This window comes from Nonomuraea sp. NPDC059023, from assembly GCF_042740095.1.
GTDB lineage: Bacteria > Actinomycetota > Actinomycetes > Streptosporangiales > Streptosporangiaceae > Nonomuraea.
This window is the reverse complement of the sequence record NZ_JBHYIO010000032.1, coordinates 25,314-43,807: the sequence shown is the minus strand read 5'-3', so window position 1 is coordinate 43,807 and position 18,494 is coordinate 25,314. Positions and strand designations below refer to the sequence as shown.

Annotated in this window: 19 protein-coding genes and 1 pseudogene; 14 read left to right on the top strand and 6 right to left on the bottom strand. The window is 71.4% G+C overall.

Features of this window, described 5'->3' with window-relative positions; genetic code table 11:
* Positions 1-44: 44 nt before the first annotated feature.
* From ACFWYW_RS41135 to ACFWYW_RS41125, 3 genes and pseudogenes are all read left to right on the top strand, one after another.
* Complete coding sequence (locus tag ACFWYW_RS41135; protein ID WP_379610862.1) at positions 45-734, top strand: TetR/AcrR family transcriptional regulator; 690 nt, start codon at positions 45-47, stop codon at positions 732-734.
* 56 nt (positions 735-790) lie between these two features.
* Positions 791-1,105 (top strand): annotated as a pseudogene (locus tag ACFWYW_RS41130) (family 1 glycosylhydrolase); the annotation flags it as partial.
* Complete coding sequence (locus tag ACFWYW_RS41125; protein WP_379611133.1) at positions 1,063-1,227, top strand: family 1 glycosylhydrolase; 165 nt, start codon at positions 1,063-1,065, stop codon at positions 1,225-1,227. The pseudogene ACFWYW_RS41130 and the gene ACFWYW_RS41125, both read left to right, overlap by 43 nt.
* 71 nt (positions 1,228-1,298) lie before the next feature.
* On the opposite strand, the gene ACFWYW_RS41120 is transcribed toward ACFWYW_RS41125, so the two are convergent.
* A complete protein-coding gene (locus ACFWYW_RS41120) occupies positions 1,299-1,787 on the bottom strand; it encodes a winged helix-turn-helix transcriptional regulator (protein WP_379610861.1) in 489 nt (162 codons plus the stop codon).
* A gap of 75 nt (positions 1,788-1,862) precedes the next feature.
* Here ACFWYW_RS41120 and ACFWYW_RS41115 point away from each other — a divergent pair, with 75 nt between their 5' ends.
* From ACFWYW_RS41115 to ACFWYW_RS41105, 3 genes are all read left to right on the top strand, one after another.
* Entirely contained in the window at positions 1,863-2,459 is a 597-nt protein-coding gene (locus ACFWYW_RS41115) for a dihydrofolate reductase family protein (protein ID WP_379610860.1), read from the top strand.
* Positions 2,453-3,268, top strand: a complete 816-nt coding sequence (locus ACFWYW_RS41110) for an MBL fold metallo-hydrolase (protein WP_379610859.1) — start codon at positions 2,453-2,455, stop codon at positions 3,266-3,268. The genes ACFWYW_RS41115 and ACFWYW_RS41110 overlap by 7 nt, the downstream gene beginning before the upstream one ends.
* A gap of 95 nt (positions 3,269-3,363) precedes the next feature.
* Positions 3,364-3,789 carry a DUF6640 family protein gene (locus tag ACFWYW_RS41105; RefSeq protein WP_379610857.1) on the top strand — a complete coding sequence of 142 codons (426 nt, stop codon included), beginning with the start codon at positions 3,364-3,366 and terminating at the stop codon, positions 3,787-3,789.
* A gap of 20 nt (positions 3,790-3,809) precedes the next feature.
* On the opposite strand, the gene ACFWYW_RS41100 is transcribed toward ACFWYW_RS41105, so the two are convergent.
* Positions 3,810-4,355 (bottom strand): CGNR zinc finger domain-containing protein, encoded by a 546-nt coding sequence (locus tag ACFWYW_RS41100; RefSeq protein ID WP_379610856.1) that lies wholly within the window; start codon positions 4,353-4,355, stop codon positions 3,810-3,812.
* Between the two features lie 82 nt (positions 4,356-4,437).
* On the opposite strand from ACFWYW_RS41100, the gene ACFWYW_RS41095 reads away from it, so the two are divergent.
* The gene (locus ACFWYW_RS41095) at positions 4,438-5,679 is read left to right on the top strand and encodes an MFS transporter (RefSeq protein ID WP_379610855.1); all 1,242 of its coding nucleotides are present in this window, start codon (positions 4,438-4,440) and stop codon (positions 5,677-5,679) included.
* Here the strand turns inward: ACFWYW_RS41095 and ACFWYW_RS41090 are convergent.
* Complete coding sequence (locus ACFWYW_RS41090) at positions 5,660-7,921, bottom strand: phosphatidylserine/phosphatidylglycerophosphate/cardiolipin synthase family protein (protein ID WP_379641246.1); 2,262 nt, start codon at positions 7,919-7,921, stop codon at positions 5,660-5,662. The genes ACFWYW_RS41095 and ACFWYW_RS41090 overlap by 20 nt on opposite strands.
* A gap of 120 nt (positions 7,922-8,041) precedes the next feature.
* Between ACFWYW_RS41090 and ACFWYW_RS41085 the strand changes: the two genes are divergently transcribed.
* The 5 genes from ACFWYW_RS41085 (at position 8,042) to ACFWYW_RS41065 (ending at position 13,337) form a co-directional block, all read left to right on the top strand.
* A complete protein-coding gene (locus tag ACFWYW_RS41085; protein ID WP_379610852.1) occupies positions 8,042-9,172 on the top strand; it encodes an ROK family protein in 1,131 nt (376 codons plus the stop codon).
* A gap of 134 nt (positions 9,173-9,306) precedes the next feature.
* Entirely contained in the window at positions 9,307-10,488 is a 1,182-nt protein-coding gene (locus ACFWYW_RS41080) for a Gfo/Idh/MocA family protein (RefSeq protein ID WP_379610851.1), read from the top strand.
* Positions 10,485-11,297 carry an SDR family NAD(P)-dependent oxidoreductase gene (locus ACFWYW_RS41075; protein WP_379610850.1) on the top strand — a complete coding sequence of 271 codons (813 nt, stop codon included), beginning with the start codon at positions 10,485-10,487 and terminating at the stop codon, positions 11,295-11,297. The genes ACFWYW_RS41080 and ACFWYW_RS41075 overlap by 4 nt, the downstream gene beginning before the upstream one ends.
* A gap of 31 nt (positions 11,298-11,328) precedes the next feature.
* Positions 11,329-12,399: a glycosyltransferase family 4 protein gene (locus tag ACFWYW_RS41070; RefSeq protein WP_379610849.1), complete on the top strand. Its 1,071-nt coding sequence runs from the start codon at positions 11,329-11,331 to the stop codon at positions 12,397-12,399.
* Positions 12,396-13,337 carry a DMT family transporter gene (locus ACFWYW_RS41065; RefSeq protein ID WP_379610848.1) on the top strand — a complete coding sequence of 314 codons (942 nt, stop codon included), beginning with the start codon at positions 12,396-12,398 and terminating at the stop codon, positions 13,335-13,337. The genes ACFWYW_RS41070 and ACFWYW_RS41065 overlap by 4 nt, the downstream gene beginning before the upstream one ends.
* 45 nt (positions 13,338-13,382) lie before the next feature.
* Here the strand turns inward: ACFWYW_RS41065 and ACFWYW_RS41060 are convergent, their stop codons facing one another.
* Both ACFWYW_RS41060 and ACFWYW_RS41055 read right to left on the bottom strand, forming a co-directional pair.
* Positions 13,383-14,366: a saccharopine dehydrogenase family protein gene (locus ACFWYW_RS41060; RefSeq protein ID WP_379610847.1), complete on the bottom strand. Its 984-nt coding sequence runs from the start codon at positions 14,364-14,366 to the stop codon at positions 13,383-13,385.
* 137 nt (positions 14,367-14,503) lie between these two features.
* Complete coding sequence (locus tag ACFWYW_RS41055; protein WP_379610846.1) at positions 14,504-15,673, bottom strand: amidohydrolase family protein; 1,170 nt, start codon at positions 15,671-15,673, stop codon at positions 14,504-14,506.
* 61 nt (positions 15,674-15,734) lie between these two features.
* On the opposite strand from ACFWYW_RS41055, the gene ACFWYW_RS41050 reads away from it, so the two are divergent.
* Positions 15,735-16,370, top strand: a complete 636-nt coding sequence (locus ACFWYW_RS41050; RefSeq protein WP_379610845.1) for a TetR/AcrR family transcriptional regulator — start codon at positions 15,735-15,737, stop codon at positions 16,368-16,370.
* A 43-nt stretch (positions 16,371-16,413) separates the two neighbouring features.
* On the top strand, positions 16,414-17,562 hold the full coding sequence (locus ACFWYW_RS41045) for an FAD-dependent oxidoreductase (RefSeq protein ID WP_379610844.1): 1,149 nt from the start codon (positions 16,414-16,416) through the stop codon (positions 17,560-17,562).
* A gap of 125 nt (positions 17,563-17,687) precedes the next feature.
* Here ACFWYW_RS41045 and ACFWYW_RS41040 read toward each other — a convergent pair whose 3' ends face one another.
* Positions 17,688-18,464 carry a TetR/AcrR family transcriptional regulator gene (locus ACFWYW_RS41040; RefSeq protein WP_379610843.1) on the bottom strand — a complete coding sequence of 259 codons (777 nt, stop codon included), beginning with the start codon at positions 18,462-18,464 and terminating at the stop codon, positions 17,688-17,690.
* Positions 18,465-18,494 lie beyond the last annotated feature (30 nt).

The window sequence follows — 18,494 nt, the reverse complement described above, 5'->3', positions numbered from 1 at the left end:
TATACCAACTTGGTTCAGCGCTCCAAGGTGGCAGAATGCGGGACATGGCAACGCGAGCGCGCCGGACCGAGCGGCGCAGACAGGTGCTCTCCCGCGAGCAGATCATCGATACCGCCATCGAACTGCTGGACGCGGGCGGCGAGGGCGGGCTGACCGTCCGGGCACTGACCGAGCGCCTTGCCACCGGATCCGGGGCGATCTACTACCACGTGGGCACCCGGGACGAGCTGCTGGACACCGCGACCGAAACCGTCGTCGCCGCCGCCCTGGCCACCGAACCTTCCCGGACTCCGGCCACGCCCGAGGACGAGATCCGGGTCGTGGCGCTGGGCCTGTTCGACGCGGTCGCCGTACACCCGTGGCTGGCGACTCGGCTGGCCGTACAGCTCACCCGCAACCCGTGGGGCCCGGTGACCGTGGGGATCTTCGAGAAGATCGGCCGGCAGGTGCGCGCCTTGGGCGTGCCGCACGCCATCTGGTTCGTCGCGGCTTCGACGCTCGTGCACTACATCCTGGGCGCCGTCAGCCAGACCGGCATGGGAGGGGACCCCCCAGACGCCGAGACCGACCGCGAGAAGTTCTTCGAGGCGACGTCGACGGCGTGGCAGGAACTCGACCCCGCCGGCTACCCGTTCATGCACGCCATCAGCGGCCAGATGCGCGAGCACGATGACCGCGAGCAGTTCCTCGCCGGCATCGCCCTCATCCTCGGCGGCATCGCCAACCTGCCATAGGCGAAGGAGTGCCTTCCAGGGTTAACGTCTGGGTCGTGATTCCTTCCCAGAAGGAGATGATGACCGAAATGCAGCACGTGGACCCATCCCTCGGCTACGCCTTCCCGCGAGGTTTCCTGTGGGGCGCGGGCACCAACGGCGTTCAGAACGAGGGAGCGCCGCTCGCCGACGGCGGCGGCCCTTCCATCTGGCACCCCTGGTCACGTTCGCCCGGCAACGTGACGACGGGCGAGACCGTCGAGGACGGACCCGACTTCTACCGGCACTACCGCGACGACCTGCGGCTCATGCGCCGGCTCAGGCTCGGTTCCCACAACTTCGGGATCAGCTGGGCCCGGGTGCTACCCGAGGGCACGGGCACCGTCAACCACGCCGGGCTGGACTGCGCTACGGCCTTGTCCACGTGGACCATCAGACCAAGCGCAGAACCGTCAAGGCCTCCGGCCACTGGTACCAGACCGTCGCCACCGCCAACGGCCCGCCGTCCACCTGACCCGCTCCCCCACCGGCCCCCGCGGCGACGGGACCGCGTGGCCATTGCCGACGTAGGCGCTCCCGCAGTTGTCAATCGGCGTGTTCTCGCGCGGCGCAGGCGGCGTCGAGACGTTCGAGCGGGCTGGGACCGTCGTGCGGCTTCGGCGGGGCGCCGAGGTGGCGGGTGCGGAGTTCGTCCATGAGCTCCTCGATGAACGCCGGACCTTCGTCGCGCATGAGCTGCTGCCGGCTCCGGAGCCCGTCGCTGCCGGGGCGCCAGTCGAGGCCCCAGTTGCCGAGGGCGTAGATGATCGGGAGGGTCTGGATGCCGGCTTCCGTGAGGCTGTAGCGAGCGCGCTGCCCCCGGACCGCGGTGCCGCGGGTGAGGATCCCCGCGTCGATGAGCCGCACGAGGCGGTCGGCGAGGATGTTCGAGGCGATGCCCTCGATCGACCCGGTGAGCAGCGCCCGGAAGTAGCGGCGGTCGCCGAAGATGATGTCGCGAAGCACGAGCAACGACCAGCGATCTCCGAGCACTTCGACGGCGGCGTTGACCGGACACCCGGACCGAGGTTCCACGACTCCTCCTTGACAGGCACTTCGCCCTGATTATAGTGATTGCAAAATGCAAGCACTCTTGGGAAAGGGGGGACGATGGGCCGCTTCGTCTATTCGATGAACGTGTCCCTCGACCTGCGGATCGAGCAAGTCCCCGGGGACAACGGCGCCGGCGAGTGGCTGCGCCTCCACGAGGACATGCACCGCGAGGCCAACGCGCGGACGCGGGCGCTCGCGCTCATGGTCCACGGCCGGGTCTACTACGAGCTCATGGAGGAGTCCTGGCCCGGCACCTCCGAGGACGCGTCGCTGCCGGACTACATGCGTGAGTACGGCGAGCTCTGGACCGCCAAGCCCAAGGTGCTCGTCTCACGCACCCGGCGCGGCGCCGGCCACAACACCCGGATCATCGGCGGAGACGACGCGATCGAGCGGCTCGCCGCCCTGCGGGCCGGGACCGACGGCACCATCAGCGTGGGCGGCGCGACGCTCGCGACACAACTGCTCAGGGCCGGGCTGCTCGACGAACTGCTCCTCTGGACCCACCCCGCGATCCTCGGCTTCGGCAGGCCGCTCTTCGACGACTACGACATGCCGATCGATCTCGACCTGATCGAGCAGCGAACGTTCGAGCACGGCGTCACGATGCACCGCTACGCCCTCCAGGATGTGAAGGAGGCGAGCCCGTGCTGACGCGGATCGCCGAGGGTGTGCTGGTCCACGAGAGCGAGTTCGTCCAGAGCAACGCCATTGTCGTGCAAGGCCGCGCAGGCGTGTTGCTCATCGACCCCGGGATCACGGGCGGCGAGATGACCTGCCTCGCGAGCGACCTGTCCGACCTGGGGCAGCCCGTCGTGGCGGGCTTCTCGACGCATCCGGATTGGGATCACCTGCTCTGGCACCCGCTGTTCGGCGCGGCCCCTCGCTACGGTACGGCCCGATGCGCGGCCGCCGTCCGCGACCAGTTGTCCGACCCGGGCGCGAAGGCCGAGATCACCGCCCACCTGGAGCCGACCGGCATCGCCGACCAGGTCCCGCTCGACCTGTACGGGCTCATCACCGCCCTCCCCGCCGAAACGGCGCAGATCCCCTGGGACGGCCCCCGAGTCCGGATCATCGAGCATCGGGCGCACGCCCCGGGCCATGCGGCGCTGTTCGTCGAAGACCGCGGGGTTCTCGTCGCCGGCGACATGCTCTCCGACGTCCTGGTTCCGATGCTCGACCTGGACGGCACCGCCGACCCGATCGAGGACTACCTCGCGGCGTTGCGGCTGCTGGAGGGCGTGGCGGGCGACGTCGACGCCCTCGTCCCCGGCCACGGGTCGGTCGGCGGAGCCGATCAGGCGCGGGCACGGATCGAGCTGGACCGGGCGTACGTGCTCGCCCTGCGCGACGGCCAGGACCCCGGCGACCCGCGGGTGGGCCCGTCGGCCAAGCCCGGCTGGGAATGGGTGAGCAGCATCCACACGGGCCAGCTACAACGCCTCACGCCCCCCGGCTAGACCCGGCATCGGGCGCCGTGCGATTGACATCCTAGGGCATCTATGTTTACTTAATGCCTCTAAGTAAACTAGATGCTCTAAGAGGAATGCACGTGATGCCCCTCCCCCGAATCCTGATCGTCCTGGTCGCCGTGATCACCACGGTCGGCGCCGTGCTGGCCGACCTGGTGATCCCCGACCTCGCGGCACAACACGCCTTCAACCCGGCCTGGCCGCCGCACGCCAAGTTCCACGACGCCCAGTACATGGTGATGACCGTGCTCCTCGGGATCATCGGGCTGGCCCTCGCCCTCCGGCGAGGCCGGAACTCCCTGCTGCACGCCGCCGCCATCCTGGCCGTCCCCTGGCTCGGCATGATCGGCGCGCTCCTGTTCCCCGGCACCGCCACCTACGACCCGGAGTTCGCCGGCCGGACCGTCTTCGTTCTCGGCCTGCACGGGCAGGTCTTCATGGCGATCGTCCTGCTCCTGGTCCTGCTGGCCGCCGCGGCGGCGACCCTGCGTCACCACGCCTCCACCTGAGAGGTCACCAGAGACGTGGCTCAAGCCTGGCGGCGGCCGCGATAGGCCGCGGTCTTGGCACGAGCGGTACACGCCGCGCTGCAGTAACGACGCGACCCATTGCGGGTCAGGTCGATGTAGACCGCCTCGCACTGGTGCGCGGCGCACTCGCCGAAACGATCCGGCCCGTAGCCGTCCACCACAAGGGCGAGCACCATGGCGAACTCACCGCCCAGAGCCTCCACCGGGGTTCCACCGGAACCGTGAAAGTGCAGGTGAAAGGGCTGGCCAACATCGTCGACCAGGTACGGCTGCGCGCCGTACCTGGCGATCATGGCATTGACGCGAGCGGCCTGATCGGCCGGGCTCGCGGAAAGGAGGGCCTGCCGCAGCTCGGTGGCCAGCTCGGCCAGGCGCGGCCCGGCATCCGGTACGGCGAGCACCGCCGCGGCCGTCCGGTCACCGAGTCCCGCGGCGAACGCCGCCGCCAGGTCCGCGCCGACCGGCGGCACCACCGAGGCGCCGCCCCGCAGGCGCGCCGTCGCCAGGTTGACCAGTTCGGCGAGCAGCGGAGCCTGCCGCGTCACGTTACAGGCTATTTCCACTTGACTAGTAACACCCCTTCCCGATGTTATGGGTGTAGTCCAGTTAGATGGTAACGGAGTCGCCATGCTCGCACCCTACCGACACCTGCTCGCCTGTCCGGGTGTCCCGCGCCTGCTCGCCGCCGGGCTCATCGTCAAGCTGGGCACGCCCGTTCTCAGCCTTGCCCTGCTGCTGGCCGCGGTCGACAGACTGGGTTCCTACGCCGTCGCCGGGCTCGTCCTCACCGGCCACGCGCTGGCACTGGCGCTGTGCGCGCCGCTCGGCGGCCGGGTCGCCGACCGGTACGGCCCGCGCCGGGCGCTGAAGGGTTACCTGGCCGCCCACGCCCTGGCCTACGCCCTGCTCCTCCTCACCCCGCCCGCCCTGATGATCGGCGCCGCGGTCCTGCTCGGCGCCACCACTCCGCCCGCGGGTTCGGTCATCCGGGGCGCCTGGCCCCGCCTGGTCCCCGAGGCCCGCCTGCCCGCGGCGTACGCGGCCGACAACGCGGTCAACGAGATGATGTTCATCGCCGGCCCCATGCTCGTGCCGCTGCTGACCCTCGCGGTCTCCGCCCACAACGTGGTGGCGGCCGCCGGCGCCGCGGTCCTGCTCGGCACCGCGCTGCTCCTGACCTCGCCGGCGGTACGGCTGGCGGAACCCGCGGCACCGGGCAGGTTCCGCCTGGCCGGGCCGCTCACCCACCGGCCCACTCTCCTGCTGCTGGCCGTCGCCGCGTCCGGCACGTTCACCTTCGGCTGCCTGCGCGTCGCCGCGGTCGCCTCGGCCGACGCCTTCGGCTCAGCCGCCTCCGCCGGCGTCCTGATGGGCCTGCTGTCTGCCGGGGCCCTCGTCGGCACCCTCGGGTACGGCGCGCGGTCCTGGCCGATCGCCTCCGGCCGCTTTCTCGTCCTGTTCTCGCTCGCCGAGTCCCTCCTCCTGCTCGGGGCGGGCTGGGCGCCCGAGTTCATCACGCTCGCCGTGCTGATCACGCTGGTCGGGCTGGCGACGGGGCCGCGCGACGCCGTCGTACCGGCGCTGCTCGCCGACCGCGCGCCCGCCCGCTACCGCACGGAGGTCTTCGCCTGGCTCAACACGTTCATGTGGGCCGGTTACGGGCTGGGCACCGCCGTCGCCGGCCAGCTCACCGGACCGGGCGGCAACGGGGCGGCGGGCGGCGACCCCGCCGCCTTCGTCGCCGCCGCGGCCGGCGCTGTCCTGGCGGCCGTCGCCGGGTGGTTCGCCACGCGCTCAGCCAAGCCCGCCGACCCGGGCCCGGAAGCCGATCACGTGGTGTCGGAGGACCTCAGGGGGAAGTGTTCGTGAATCCGGTTCTGGCCACGATGTCCGCGTAGCCGTTGACGTTGAAGTCCTCGGTGTAGAAGTAGGTGAATCCGCCCGGCCCGGCGCTGACCGCGGTGGCGAACTGGTTGCCGACCGTGTTCGGGTTCATGCGCTCGGCGGGAAAGCGTCCGGTCGCGGAGCCGTCGGCGTTGAAGCCCTTGGCGTACACCTCGTGCGTGCGGTCCTGGTTCCAGAGGTCGGTCTCGGTCCAGCCGACGACGAAGCTTCCCGACGGCTCCGCGGCGATCGACGGCGTCCCCTGCACGGCGCAGGCGTTCAGGTGGCAGAGGGGCGGGTACTCCAGGTTGCCGTCGGCCTGGTCGCCGAGGGTGTAGCGGCCGTTCTTCACCGGCTTCTCGGCGAACCGGCCGGCCAGCGCCGGGGTGAATCCACGGGTCCGCACCCGCCAGATGCCGCCGAGGTTGTCGCTCCAGGCCACCACGCTGTTTCCCGACGAGGTGGTCGCGACCGCCGGTGCGAGGTGCTGGCCCGCGTTGTTGGCGTTGATCTGGGTACGGCCGGCCACCACGGCCCCGTTCGTGCCGAGCCGCTTGCCGTACACGTGAGGGGCCTGTTGCCAGACCACGGTGGCGACGCCGGAGGCGTCCACCGCGACGTCGGGCCGGTTGCCGGCGCCGGCCTCGTCCGGGCCCCAGAGCCGGGTCGCGGCCGAGGAGTATCCGGCGGCGCGGACGGACGAGGTGTGAGCGTCCTCCCACACCACGGTGAACGCCCCGGTACCGGTGACCGCGATCCGGGGCCGCGTCTGGTCACCGCGCCATTCCGGCTGGTTGACCCAGATCGTGGCGCCGAGCTGGCCGGTGACGGAGAGCCTGCGCACGGCGATGTTGTGCTCGCCGCGGCAGTCGCCGTCCTCGGCCCAGGCGATGGAGGCGTTACCGCCGTCGTCGACTCCGGCCGCGGGCTGGACGTGGTTCCAGCCGGTGGCGCAGCCCGCTCCGCCCATGTCGACGCGGATCGGGGCGGTGACGGGCCTGCCGTACCGGTAGATTCTGGCGAAGACCCGCGCGCCGCTCTCCCAGGTGAGGGCGGTGTAGCCGTTGCGTTCCGTCGAGGCTCTGGGAGTGCGCTCGTCGGCCGCGTCGTTGGCCGCCATCTGCAGGGCGGCGTCCGGGTACGCGGCGGGCACGACCTTGATCGCCTGCTCGTACAGCAGATCCATGTTGGCGGCGTAGGCGGCGTGGATTGCGGCATCGTCGATCTTGACGAAGGAGTCGTCTGCCGTGGTCAGCGAGCCCATGTTGATGTTGTGCGAGCCGGTGTAGACGTACTGCCTGCCCAGCGCGTCCTCGGTCAGCATGATCTTGGAGTGGAGCGTGCCCACGTCGCAGGTGGTGACGGGCTCGTGGCAGCCGCCGGGGCGGAAGGTGTGAACGACGAGGCCGTCCTTGGCGAGCTCCTTGGCCACGTCCGTCGTCTGGTTGCCCTCCGGTACGAAGATCTGGATCGAGCAGCCCTGCTTCTTGCGGTTCACCAGCGCGGTCCGGACCGCGACGCGGTCGAGCGCGAACTGGGAGTGCGCCAGCCGGATCGAACCCGGGCACCGGACCGCGCCGATCGCCGCCGCCATCGGGTCGTCGGCGCGTGGCGTCATCCAGACGGTGACCTTGCCGCTGTCGGAGGTGAAGGAGCCCGACCAGGTGTGGATCTGCTGCGACCACAGCTTGTCGAAGACGCCGCGATAGCCGGCCGCCAGCCCGGCGTCGCCCGAGCTGACCAGCATGTTCTGGTGTGCGCCGAACTTGGCGTCGAGGTTCTGCGAGCTCTGTGCCACCACGTCGGTCCGGCCGTCCAGCAACCGGCTGAAGACGGCGAACTTGTGGTGCATGACGTCCTTGGCGGTGCTGTTGCACGCGTCCGCGCAGAGCACCACGTGGCCAGGACCGAGATCGGCGGCCAGCTGGTCGAGAAGGGCGTTGTGCCCGGTCTTCTCCGCCACGACCCGGACGTCCACGCCGCGCCCCGCGGCCTGGACGAGCTTGTTCTTGATGACCGCCCGTTCGAGCACGAACGTGGCCAGCCGGAGGGTGGAGCCCGGCGCCGCCTGGTCGATCAGCCCGGTGAGCTTGGTCTCCAGCGAGTCGTCGGTGGGGCCGGTGACGCCCGGGGCGGTGAAGTACGCCTCGAGCTGCGGGGTGGCTGCCGCCTGAGCCGGTACGGCCAGGCCGAGCAGCATGACTAAGCTGGCAAGAATCTTGAGCATGTGACCTCTCTCATGGGATGACACAGCGAGGGGTGACAAGATCGTCTCTTAGTGCTGATCCCCGAAATCGCACTTATAGTGGACTCCACAATTAATAACCGTCAAGAGGGGATCAACGCAGTGACCCTCGCTGTCAGCGGCGGCGACCTCCAGCGGCTGCGGCGGCTCAACGCCCTCGCCGTCGTCTCCGCCCTGCGCGGAGCCGGACCGCTCCCGCTCACCCGCCTCGCCGAGCACACCGAGCTGGCCAGGGCGACGATCAAGGAAGTGGTCCGCGACCTCATCGCCATGGGCTGGGTCGCCGAGATGGATCCGAGCACCGGCGGCGGCAAGGGCCGCCCCGCCCGGCGCTACCGCTTCCGCGCAGAGAACGGCCGGGTGCTCGGCCTCGACATAGGGGCGCACAAAATCCTGGCCGCCATCAGCGACCTCGACGGCGAGGTCCGGCACGTCTCCCGCGAGCCGATCACCCCCGGGCACACCAGGCAGGAGCGCCTGGCCGCCGTCGACCGGGCCGTCGACGCGTGCCTGGCCGCCACCGGCACCTCACCGGCCGACGTCTGGATCACCACCGCCGGGAGCACGGGCTACGTCGACAACGAGGGCAACATCGTCGTCTCCCGCGCCATCCACGACTGGTCCGGCGTACCCCTGGCCGGCCACCTCACCGGCCGGCTGGCCGGTGAGGTCCTGGTGGACAACGACAGCCGGCTCGCCGCGCTCGCCGAATGCCGCCGCGGGTCCGCCCGCGACGCGCGCAACATCGTCTACCTGCACATCGGGCGCCGGGCCGGCGCGGCCATCATCCTGGACGGCGTCCCGCTGCGCGGCTCCACCGGCGCGGCCGGCGAGATCGGCCTCCACCCGCTGTTCCACCTGGCCGACTCCAGCGACCTGCTGACCGCGGGAAACTCGGGACAGGCCGTCTTCGACGCGGCCCGGCTCGGTGACGCCGCCGCGCTCAACGCGGTCCTGCGCTACGTCAAGGTGCTCGCCCTGGCCACCGCCGCCATGACGCTGACCGTCGACCCCCAGGTGATCGTCATCGGCGGCGGGTTCTCCCGCTCGGCCGACGTCCTGATGCCACCGCTGCGCGCCGAGCTGGAGACGATGTGCCTGCGCACCCCCGAGCTGCGCGCCTCGACGCTCGGGGACGAATGCGTGGCCATCGGGGCCGTCTGCCTCGGGGTCGAGCATCTCAACCAGCGGTTCTTCAACCCGGAGCACGGGCCGGTGGCTCCGCTCCATTAATTATGGTCTCCTCCATATATGACGATCCGTGCGCGAAATCGCTTCAAGTCTTGTCTTTTCAATCACCATTAGGCATCTTGATCGCAACGGCACCACGCCTTGACGACTCAACGTGATGGAGAGGCCGACAGAGCATGGACGATCTCCGCATTGCCGCCATCGGGCTGGGACAGAGGCGTAGCCTCGCCGTCGCCGCCCACCGCGAGTCAGGCCGCGGATCGCGCATCACCGCAGTCTGCGACCTGGATGAGACCACCCTCCGCACGGAGGCCGGCTTCTTCGGCGCGAACGCCGCCGAGACCGACTACCGCCGCCTGCTGGACCGCGACGACGTCGACGCTGTACTGGTGGCGACCCCCGACCACACCCACGCCCAGGTGGCGATCGACGCGCTGCGCGCCGGCAAGGCCGTCTACCTGGAAAAACCGATGGCGACGACGGTGGCGGACGCCGACGCCGTCCTGCGTGCCGCCAGGGAGTCGGGCTCCCGGCTGTACGTCGGGCACAACATGCGGCACATGGAGGTGGTACGCCTGATGCGCCGTCTTGTGCTCGAAGGCCGGATCGGCACCCCGAAGGCGGTGTGGATCCGCCACTTCGTGGGCCACGGCGGCGACTACTTCTTCAAGGACTGGCACGCCGAACGGTCCAAGGTGAACAGCCTGCTGCTGCAGAAGGCCTGCCACGACCTCGACGCCATGCACTGGATCGTCGGCGGCCACACCGAGGAGGTGCAGGCGCTCGGCGGGCTGACCGTCTACGGCGACCTGCCGCGGCGCGCCGCCGGAGTGCCCAAGGCGGAGAACTGGCTGAGCCTGGAGCACTGGCCGCCGTCCAGGCAGCGTGACCTCAACCCGGTGATCGACGTCGAGGACCTGGCGCTGCTGAACCTGCGCCTGGGCAACGGGGTGCTGGCCGCGTACCAGCAATGTCACTACACCCCCGACTACTGGCGCTCCTTCACGGTGATCGGCGACGCCGGGCGGCTGGAGAACTTCGGTGACGAGCCGGGCGGCACGATCCGGGTGTGGAACTCGAGCCGTCGCGGCTACGACCCGGCCGGGGACGCGGAGTTCCGTATCCCGGGGCCGGTCGGCGGGCATGGCGGGGCGGACGCGAAGGTGATCGAGGAGTTCGTGCGGTTCGTGCGTGAGGGCGGGCGTACCGACACCTCGCCGGTGGACGCGCGCACGGCCGTGGCCGCCGGTGACCTGGCCACCCGCTCGTTACGGAACGGCGGCGCCGTACTGCGGATTCCCGAGCTGGAGGAGTCGCTGCGGGCCTACTTCGACAACGGACAGGTGGAGGCGGCATGAGCGGGCGTCAGGACCGATTCGACCTGAGCGGGCGGGTGGCGCTGGTGACCGGCGCGGCCGGAGGCGTCGGCCGGGTGACGGCACGGCGGCTGGCGGCGTCGGGCGCGGCGGTGGCCGTCACCGACATCGACGAGTCCGGCGCCGCCGACCTCGCCCGGGAGATCGCCGCCGGCGGTGGCCGGGCGCTCGGTCTCCGGCTGGACGTCACATCCGCCGAGAGCGTGTCCGCGGGATTCGCCGCGGCCGCGCGAGAACTGGGCGGCCCGGTGGACGTGCTGGTCAACAACGCCATCGTGGCCTGCCCGGTACCGCCCCGCTTCCATGAGGCGCCGGAGCGGCTCTGGGACACCGACTTCGACGTGATCGTCAAGGGTGCGGTGCGCTGCGTACAGACGTCGCTGCCCGCGATGATGGCGCGTGGCGACGGCGTGATCGTGAACGTCGTGTCGGTGAACGCCTTCGCCTTCTTCGGCCACCCCTCCTACAGCGCGGCCAAGGCGGCGATCGTCTCGCTGACCCGCTCGCTGGCCGTGGAGTACGGCGGGCACGGCATCCGGGTGAACGCGATCAGCCCCGGAACCATCCGCACCCCGGCCTGGGACGAGCAGATCGCCAAGAACCCCGCCACCTTCGACGCGCTCAAGAAGTGGTACCCGCTGGGCCGGGTCGGGGAGCCGGAGGACGTGGCGACGTCGATCTGCTTCCTGGCCTCCGACAGCGCCGCCTGGATCACCGGGTCGGTCCTGACCGTCGACGGCGGGCTCACCGCGGGCAACGCCCTCATGGCCCGCTCCGTCGAAGGCAACTGACCCCTCGACCCGACAGGAAAGGACGCAACGCATGCGTGTCATGCATCTGGTGCAGTGCGGCCCCACGACCGGTGGAACCGTCAGCCACGTCGCCACCCAGGTGACCCACCAGATCGCCCGCGGGCTGAAGGTCGCCGTGGTGGCCGGGAGCGACGGGGTGCTGACCGGGCACTGCCGGGAGGCGGGCGCCGACGTCTTCGTCGACCCGACTCTGCTCCCGGTCCCGGTTCCCGGACAGCCCGGCGACCCGGCCGCCCTCCTCGCCGCCGGCGCCGGCTGGCGGCCGGAGCTGATCCACGCCCACCTGATGCACGCCGGGTTCCGTGGCCAGGAGCTCTCCACGGCGATCGGGGCGCCGCTGCTGTACACGCAGCACATGTACAAGCCGGTGGACCCGTTCCTCGAGGCCGCCCTGGCCACGGGCGCGGACTTCCCGGTCATCGCGGTGGCAGAGTTCGCCCAGCGGGCCATCGGCAAGTTCCTCGGCGACGCGGGCCGCGTCCACTATGTGCCGAACGGCGTCGACGTCCCCTCGCCGTCGGGCTTCCGGCTGGAGGCGGGCGCGGGTCCGCGGGTGCTGTACTGCGGGCGGCTGTCGCCGGAGAAGGGCGCCGATGTCGCCGTCCTCGCGTTCGAGCTCATGCTCGGCCAGCTGCCCGGCGCGACGCTGCACCTCGTCGGGACGGGCCCCGACGAGACCCTGCTCCACAGGCTGGTCTCCGCTCTCGGGATCGCCGGGCACGTACGTTTCCACGGCAGCGTGCCGGGCGCCCTGACCGCCGGGATCGGCGCGGACGTGCTGCTCGCCTCCTCCCGCGGCGACGCGGCCAGCCTCGTCATCCTGGAGGCGATGGCCTCGGGCATCCCGATCGTGTCGACGGCGGTGGGCGGCATCCCCGAACTGGTCCGGCACGAGGTCGACGGCCTGCTGGTCGCCCCCGACAACCCGCACGCGCTGGCCCGCGCCGCGCTGAACGTCCTGGCCCGCGAGGACCGCGGCGCCGCCATGACCGCCCGCGCCCGCGACCGGCACCGCGAGCTGTACACGGCCGCCCTCATGGTGGAACGCACCTGCGCCGTCTACGAAACCGTCACGCGGTGAGCGGTGGCAGAGGGCGGCTGATCTGGCAGTCCGCCGCGCTGGTCCTCCTGCTGGCCTCGACCTGGCTGGTCGTGGAGGCCTCCCTGCGCGACGCGAGCACCGGGATCGTGTCGGCGGGCCGTACCGCGTTCACCGTCCTGGGCCTGGTGGCGCTCACCTGGTGGTCGCCCGCCTCCGCGCCGCCCGCCTCCCGGGCCACGGGCTATCGGTGGTGGCAGATCGGGCTGCTGGCACTGACCGGGGTGACCGCGTACACGGTGCTCTCGACCGTCGCGATCAGCCTCGCCGGACCGGCCCTGCCCGCGCTGACCCTCTCCCTGACCCCGGCCGTGGTGCTGATCGCCGAGAGCGTGATGCTGCGCACCCGGCCCTCACCACGCACCATCGCCGGAACCGTGATCGCGGTCGCCGGTGCCGCGCTGTACACGGTGCCCAGGCTGGCGGGGTCGCTCGGCGACGACGTGGCGCTCGGGGCGCTGGTCGCGCTCGCGGCGATGTTCTCCATGGCCTTCTACGGCCTCTACTTCAGCAGGACGAACCGCGGCTACCAGGGGGCGATGGCGCCACGCATCCTGCCGATCTTCGCGGTCGGGACGATACCGCTCGCCGCTTGGGCGGCGACGGACGTCGCGGCAGGAGAGCGGGTCAGCTGGACGGTGCTGGGCATGCTCGTGCTCCTGGGCATCGTCATCTACGTGCCCGTCTACCTCCTCCAGCACCGCATCCTGCTGACCGGCGGACCGTCCTACTCGGCGCTGCTGGGCCTCGCCGTACCGCCGCTGGTGGGAGTGAGTTCGGCGCTGTTGCACCTGGCCGGGGCGCCGACGTCACTGCAGGTCGCCGGCATGGGGCTCACGCTGGCCGGGATGGCCCTCGTCATCCGGAGCAAGCTGGCGCGGGAGAAAAAGGACGAACCCGCTCACGCCACGTCATCGTAATGGCGGTGGCCACGGTACGGTTCCGATCCGACGCCCGACCGGGTGTCACGGGCCGTCGTCGATCCGGAGGTCGAAGCCGTCGCTGGCGAGCTCGGTCAGGAAGGCGATCGGGTCCACCAGCTGCTCGATGTGCCGGACGCCGGGCGGTAGCGCGGGCAGGTCGCGGATGAGCAGCGCGGCGGCGCGGCCGGTGACGCGGCTCTGCCGCCGCCCGCTGAAGGACGCCCCGCCCCTGCCCGAGGTGACGGTCACGGCGAACCCGTCGCCGCCGAAGTGGAACCTCGCCAGCGCGCCGAGGAGCAGGGAGCGGACCCCCTTCCGGCGCAGCAGGCGGGCGACCGCGGGCCGGCCGGCCACGGCCAGCAGTCTGGTGAACAGCCGGGAGTCCAGGCACAACCCGGTGCGTACGGCAGGCACGCCGAGCGTCCCTGGCAACGTGTACTGATCGGAGAACGGGAAGCGGTGGACCACGCGGGAGCCGTACGGCACGGGAAAGTTCATCGTCCAGGAGCCGTCAAGGGCGCCCAGCCCGTCCAGGGTCCAGGCGATCGCGGCCGGGCCGTGGTGTTCACCAGAGCCGAGCAGGACGCCGACGCGCAGTTCCGTGGCCGGTGAACGCTCGGCGCAGACGCGGGCCAGCAGGTTGGTGACCCCGGGGACCAGGCCGACGCTGAGCGCGGCGGTCGCGCCGGACGCGCGGGCCACGTCGTCGAGGCCGCCGATCTCGGCCAGCAGGTCGTGGGAGGCCGACACGTCCACGTAGCCGATGCCCCTTTTCAGGCAGGCGCGGGCGACGCGGGCGTTGTCGATCTCGGCGCACATCAGGACCGTCGTGACCCCCTCCAGCGCCCTGTCCAGATCGGCCGGGTCGGCGGCGTCCACGCGCATGGCGGTGGTGCCCGGAACGGGCGCCGCCCGGCCGGGGTTACGGCCGGCCACGATCACCCGGGTACCGGGAACTCCGGTGAGCGCGGCGGCGGCTTCGCGGCCGACCGCCCCGTAGCCGCCGAGAATGAGGACGGTGTTCATCCCTGGCTTCCTCCCCGCCGATCGCGCGACCCGCACGCCTCTTCCGTCCGTTCGGTAACACCCATATCCATGTCGAGCCCTGTCCTTATGAGGAACGTGCGATTCGTCAGCGCCCGCGTTCATGAAGAGCGTGCAGGCTAGGGGGTGACGACCGTACGTCCGCCCGCCATCACAAGCAGGGGGAACTCGAGGTTCTTCACGCCGCCGTGCCCCTTGCGGATGTCCCCGGCGGCGGCGATGAGGTCGGCGGGCGCGCCGGGCCGCAGGGTGCCGAGCGGCGCCAGCCCCAGGTGCTCGCCGGCCAGCGAGGTGGCCGCGGCGAGCGCCTGCTCCAGGGAGAGCCCGGCGTACATCATCAGGCTGAGCTCCTGTGAGTCGAACCCGTGCGGGATCTCGGGGTGGGCCATGTCGGTGCCGTAGAGCAGCCTGCCGCCCAGGGCGACGAACTCCTTGGCGTTCTTCATCGCCCCCTTGGTCCTGGACTGGGTGTCGAGGGTGCCGATCATGCGTACACCCTGCCGGACGGCCTTCTTGAGCACGTCGGCCGGCAGCGGGTCGGCGGGGCTGTGCGCCCATTCGTCCGCGCCCGCCGCCAGCGCGAGACGGGCCCCGCGCTCCTCGCCGATGTGCGCGCTCACCTTGCGTCCGCGCCGGTGCGCCTCTCGCACCACGGCGAGCGCCGTCTCAGGCGAGAGCATCGGCCACGGCGGAGGCGTCGAGGCGTGCTCCCCGCCCCACGGCGCCCCGGACTCCCCGCCGGGCTCCAGCGCGATCTTGATGACGGCCGCTCCCTGGTCGACGAGCTTGGAGACGGTACGGCGAGCCGAGTCCGCCCCGGTGACCACGGCGGCCAGCCCCGTCCCCCAGGTGGGGATCGGATAGCCGCCCGGCGCGGTGACCAGCGGCCCGGAGCCCAGGTAGCGCAGCCGCCCGGGTCCTTGCGGGCCGCCCCGCACGTGGCCGCCGAGGTCGCGGACGGTGGTCACCCCGTGGCGCAGGATCCGGTCGAAGGGCACGTGGTTGTGCGTGGCGTGCACGTGCAGGTCGATCATCCCGGGCGCGATGGTCGCCGCACCCAGGGCGAACCTGCGGGCCGAGGACCCGCCCACCGCCCGTGCCGGGCCGGACCGCACCACCTTGCCGTCCCTGACGAGCACCGCGGCGTCCTCGACGAAGCGCCGGCCGTCGAACATGAGGTCGGCGGTGACGAGCACCTCCTTGCCCGCGGCGACCACCTGGTTCTCGGCGAAGGCCGCGCCCGACACGGCGACCAGGGCGCCCAGCTTGATGCTTTCGCGTCTGTTCATCTGACCTCATTTTGTAGTCCGGCTACAAGAATGTTTTTGTAGTGCTGCTACAGTCAAGTAGATGGGAGAAAGATCACAGCAGGTGGACGGCCGCACCGCACGGGCACAGGCCACCAGGGCACGCGTCGTCGCGGCGGCGGCCGACCTGTTCACCGGCGCCGGCTACACCCCGACGAGCATCGGCGCCATCGCCGCGGCGGCCGGAGTGAGCGAGCAGACCATCTACTACTCCTTCGGCACCAAGAAGGCGATCCTCGCCGCCGCGCTCGACCGGGCCGTCGCCGGCGACGACCAGCCGATCCCCACGCTGGACCGCCCGTGGGCGCGGGAGGCGGTCGCCGACCCCGACCCGCGCGGGCAGCTCCGCCGCCAGGCCGCGGGGGCGGGCGACATCTACCTGCGCGCCGCGCCCCTGCTCGACGTCGTACGCAGCGCGGCGCCCACCGATCCCGACCTGAGCGAACTCTGGGCCACCAACCTGCGGCAGCGCCTGACGGTGCAGCGGGTCTTCGCCCGGGCCCTGGCGGGCAAGACGCCGCTGCGCGACGACATGGACCCGGAGACCGCCGCCGACATCGCGCTGACGATCTTGTCTCCCGAGACCTACACGCTGCTGGTCACGGAGCGCCGCTGGAGCCACGCCGCCTGGCAGGCGTGGGCGGAAACCGCCCTCACCAGAATGCTCACTCTCCTGTGACTGCTACTGTCGTACTAGTACGATCGTAGTGAATGGAGGGCGCATGCGGATCGCGGTGGTGGGCGCGGGGCTGGGGGGAGTCGCGGCGGCGGTCGGGCTGCACCGCCAGGGTCACCAGGTGAGCCTGTACGAGCGGGGCGCCGAACTCAGGGAGGCGGGCACCGGGGTGGTGATCATGCCGAACGGCACCCGGGCGTTGCGGCAGCTCGGCCTGGACGGCTACGTCCGTACGCTGTCCCTGCCCTCCACCGACGCGGGCCTGCGCGACTGGCGCGGACGGCCGCTGCTGGTCACCGACTCGGCCCAGGCGCAGCGAGAGGTCGGCGCCGCCGCCGTCGTCGACCGGGCGGAGCTGCACCGGTCGCTGCGCGCCCCGCTGCCCGACGGCCTGGTACGCACCGGCATGCCCATCGAACGCCTGGAGCCCGGCCCCAACGGGGTCACGGTGATCAGCGAGGGCCGTACCGTCGAGACGGTGGACGCCGCGATCGCGGCCGACGGAGTCCGCAGCAAGCTGCGTACACACCTGTTCCCCGGCCATCCCGGGCCGGGACGGACCGGCCGGATGGACCTTCGCGGCACACTCCCCCGGAGCCCGGAGGCGGAGGAGAACGGCCTGCTGGCGGCCATCATGGTCGACCGGCGCACCGGGGTGAACTTCGGCCTGTTCCCTCTCGGCGACGACTCGTTGTACTGGTACACCGACACCCCGCAGGACGGCCCGCCCCCCAGCCCCGAGGAGGGGCGCCGGGAGGTGCTGGCCATGATGGCCGGATGGCACCCCGGAGTGCTCAAAGTGATCGCGGACACCCCGGCCGAGGCCATCCACGTCGACCCGATCGTCAAGCTGGCCGAGCCGCTCACCTCGTACGTGTCCGGCCGGATCGCGCTTCTCGGCGACGCCGCGCATGCCATGTCACCCGACCTCGGGCAGGGGGCCAGCCAGGCCTTCGAGGACGCGGCCGCGGTGACCCGGCATCTGACCGGCGCCGAACCGGGAGAGGTCGTCCAGCGGCTACGCCGCTACGACGCCGAGCGCCGTCCCCGCGCCAACCGCATCCTGCTGGCGGCGGCCCGGCAGTCGCGGCTGACCTCCCTGACCGGTCCGCCGGCGTGGCTACGCGACACCCTGCTGCGCCTGGTCCCGAAGCGCCTGGCCACCCGCCGGCTCGCCGCCCTCTGGCACGCCTAGAAGCCGTTGACCGACCGCTTCAGTCGGGACCCGCGACCAGTAGAACGACCATCATCCCGGCGATGGCCAGAAGGACGAGCACGGCCAAGGCGGTGAGGACGGCGATGACCACGCGCTGCCATCCCCTACGGAGATCCATGCCGGATACCCGCCTCGGTGGCGATCAGCGCCTCGATCCCGTCGAGGATCAGCCCCAGGCCGAACCCGAACTCGTCCTCGGCCCCTTCTTCCGCGGGCGCCCGGAACACGCTGGAGGCGAACAGCTTGGCCGCTTCCGGGAAACGGTCCGGCTCCACCAGGCGGGAGAGGGCCGCCCCGTAGTCCCGCTCGCTCTGCGCCTGGTCGAGTCCGCTGCCGAGGCGGCCTTGCGTGAGTTGCTGCTCCAAGGCGCTGACGGTGCGGACGTATCCGCCCAGGAGGTTGAGGATGCCGAGTTTCGCCGGCCAGCCGAGGCCGGTCTCGCGGAGGGCGCGCAGCAGCGCGTCCATCCAGCCGATCGCGTTCGGGCCGACGGGCGGGCCTGTGATGGGCAACTGCGCCAGCCAGGGGTGACGGCCGTAGACCCGACGGCTGGTCAGCGTCCACCGCCGCAGCGCCTCCCGCCAGCCGGCGGCCTCGTCGACCTCGGGCGCCGGGCCGATGGCCAGGTCGCCCATCAGCTCGCACAGCTCATCCTTGGAGCCCACGTAGCGGTACAACGACATCTTCGTGAATCCCAGCGCCTCGGCGACTTTGGGCAGCGTGGCGCCGCTCAGGCCGTCGCGATCGGCGAGCTCCATCGCCGTGCGCACCACCTGTTCCACGTCGAGCTCGGCCGGACGCCCGCGCTGGTGTCCCGGGGAAAGGCGCCACAGCCGTTTGATGTGCGGGGAAACGTCGGGCTCCGCCCTCTTGTCCTGCATACCTATAGTCTCCCACAGATAGTATATGGA

Bases quoted from the DNA above. Each gene is read 5' to 3' on its own strand.
- ACFWYW_RS41135 (WP_379610862.1), top strand. From the start codon at position 45: ATGGCAACGCGAGCGCGCCGGACCGAGCGGCGCAGACAGGTGCTCTCC.
- ACFWYW_RS41115 (WP_379610860.1), top strand. From the start codon at position 1,863: ATGGGCCGCTTCGTCTATTCGATGAACGTGTCCCTCGACCTGCGGATC.
- ACFWYW_RS41105 (WP_379610857.1), top strand. From the start codon at position 3,364: ATGCCCCTCCCCCGAATCCTGATCGTCCTGGTCGCCGTGATCACCACG.
- ACFWYW_RS41095 (WP_379610855.1), top strand. From the start codon at position 4,438: ATGCTCGCACCCTACCGACACCTGCTCGCCTGTCCGGGTGTCCCGCGC.
- ACFWYW_RS41090 (WP_379641246.1), bottom strand. From the start codon at position 7,921: ATGCTCAAGATTCTTGCCAGCTTAGTCATGCTGCTCGGCCTGGCCGTA.
- ACFWYW_RS41080 (WP_379610851.1), top strand. From the start codon at position 9,307: ATGGACGATCTCCGCATTGCCGCCATCGGGCTGGGACAGAGGCGTAGC.
- ACFWYW_RS41075 (WP_379610850.1), top strand. From the start codon at position 10,485: ATGAGCGGGCGTCAGGACCGATTCGACCTGAGCGGGCGGGTGGCGCTG.
- ACFWYW_RS41070 (WP_379610849.1), top strand. From the start codon at position 11,329: ATGCGTGTCATGCATCTGGTGCAGTGCGGCCCCACGACCGGTGGAACC.
- ACFWYW_RS41060 (WP_379610847.1), bottom strand. From the start codon at position 14,366: ATGAACACCGTCCTCATTCTCGGCGGCTACGGGGCGGTCGGCCGCGAA.
- ACFWYW_RS41055 (WP_379610846.1), bottom strand. From the start codon at position 15,673: ATGAACAGACGCGAAAGCATCAAGCTGGGCGCCCTGGTCGCCGTGTCG.
- ACFWYW_RS41050 (WP_379610845.1), top strand. From the start codon at position 15,735: ATGGGAGAAAGATCACAGCAGGTGGACGGCCGCACCGCACGGGCACAG.
- ACFWYW_RS41045 (WP_379610844.1), top strand. From the start codon at position 16,414: ATGCGGATCGCGGTGGTGGGCGCGGGGCTGGGGGGAGTCGCGGCGGCG.
- ACFWYW_RS41040 (WP_379610843.1), bottom strand. From the start codon at position 18,464: ATGCAGGACAAGAGGGCGGAGCCCGACGTTTCCCCGCACATCAAACGG.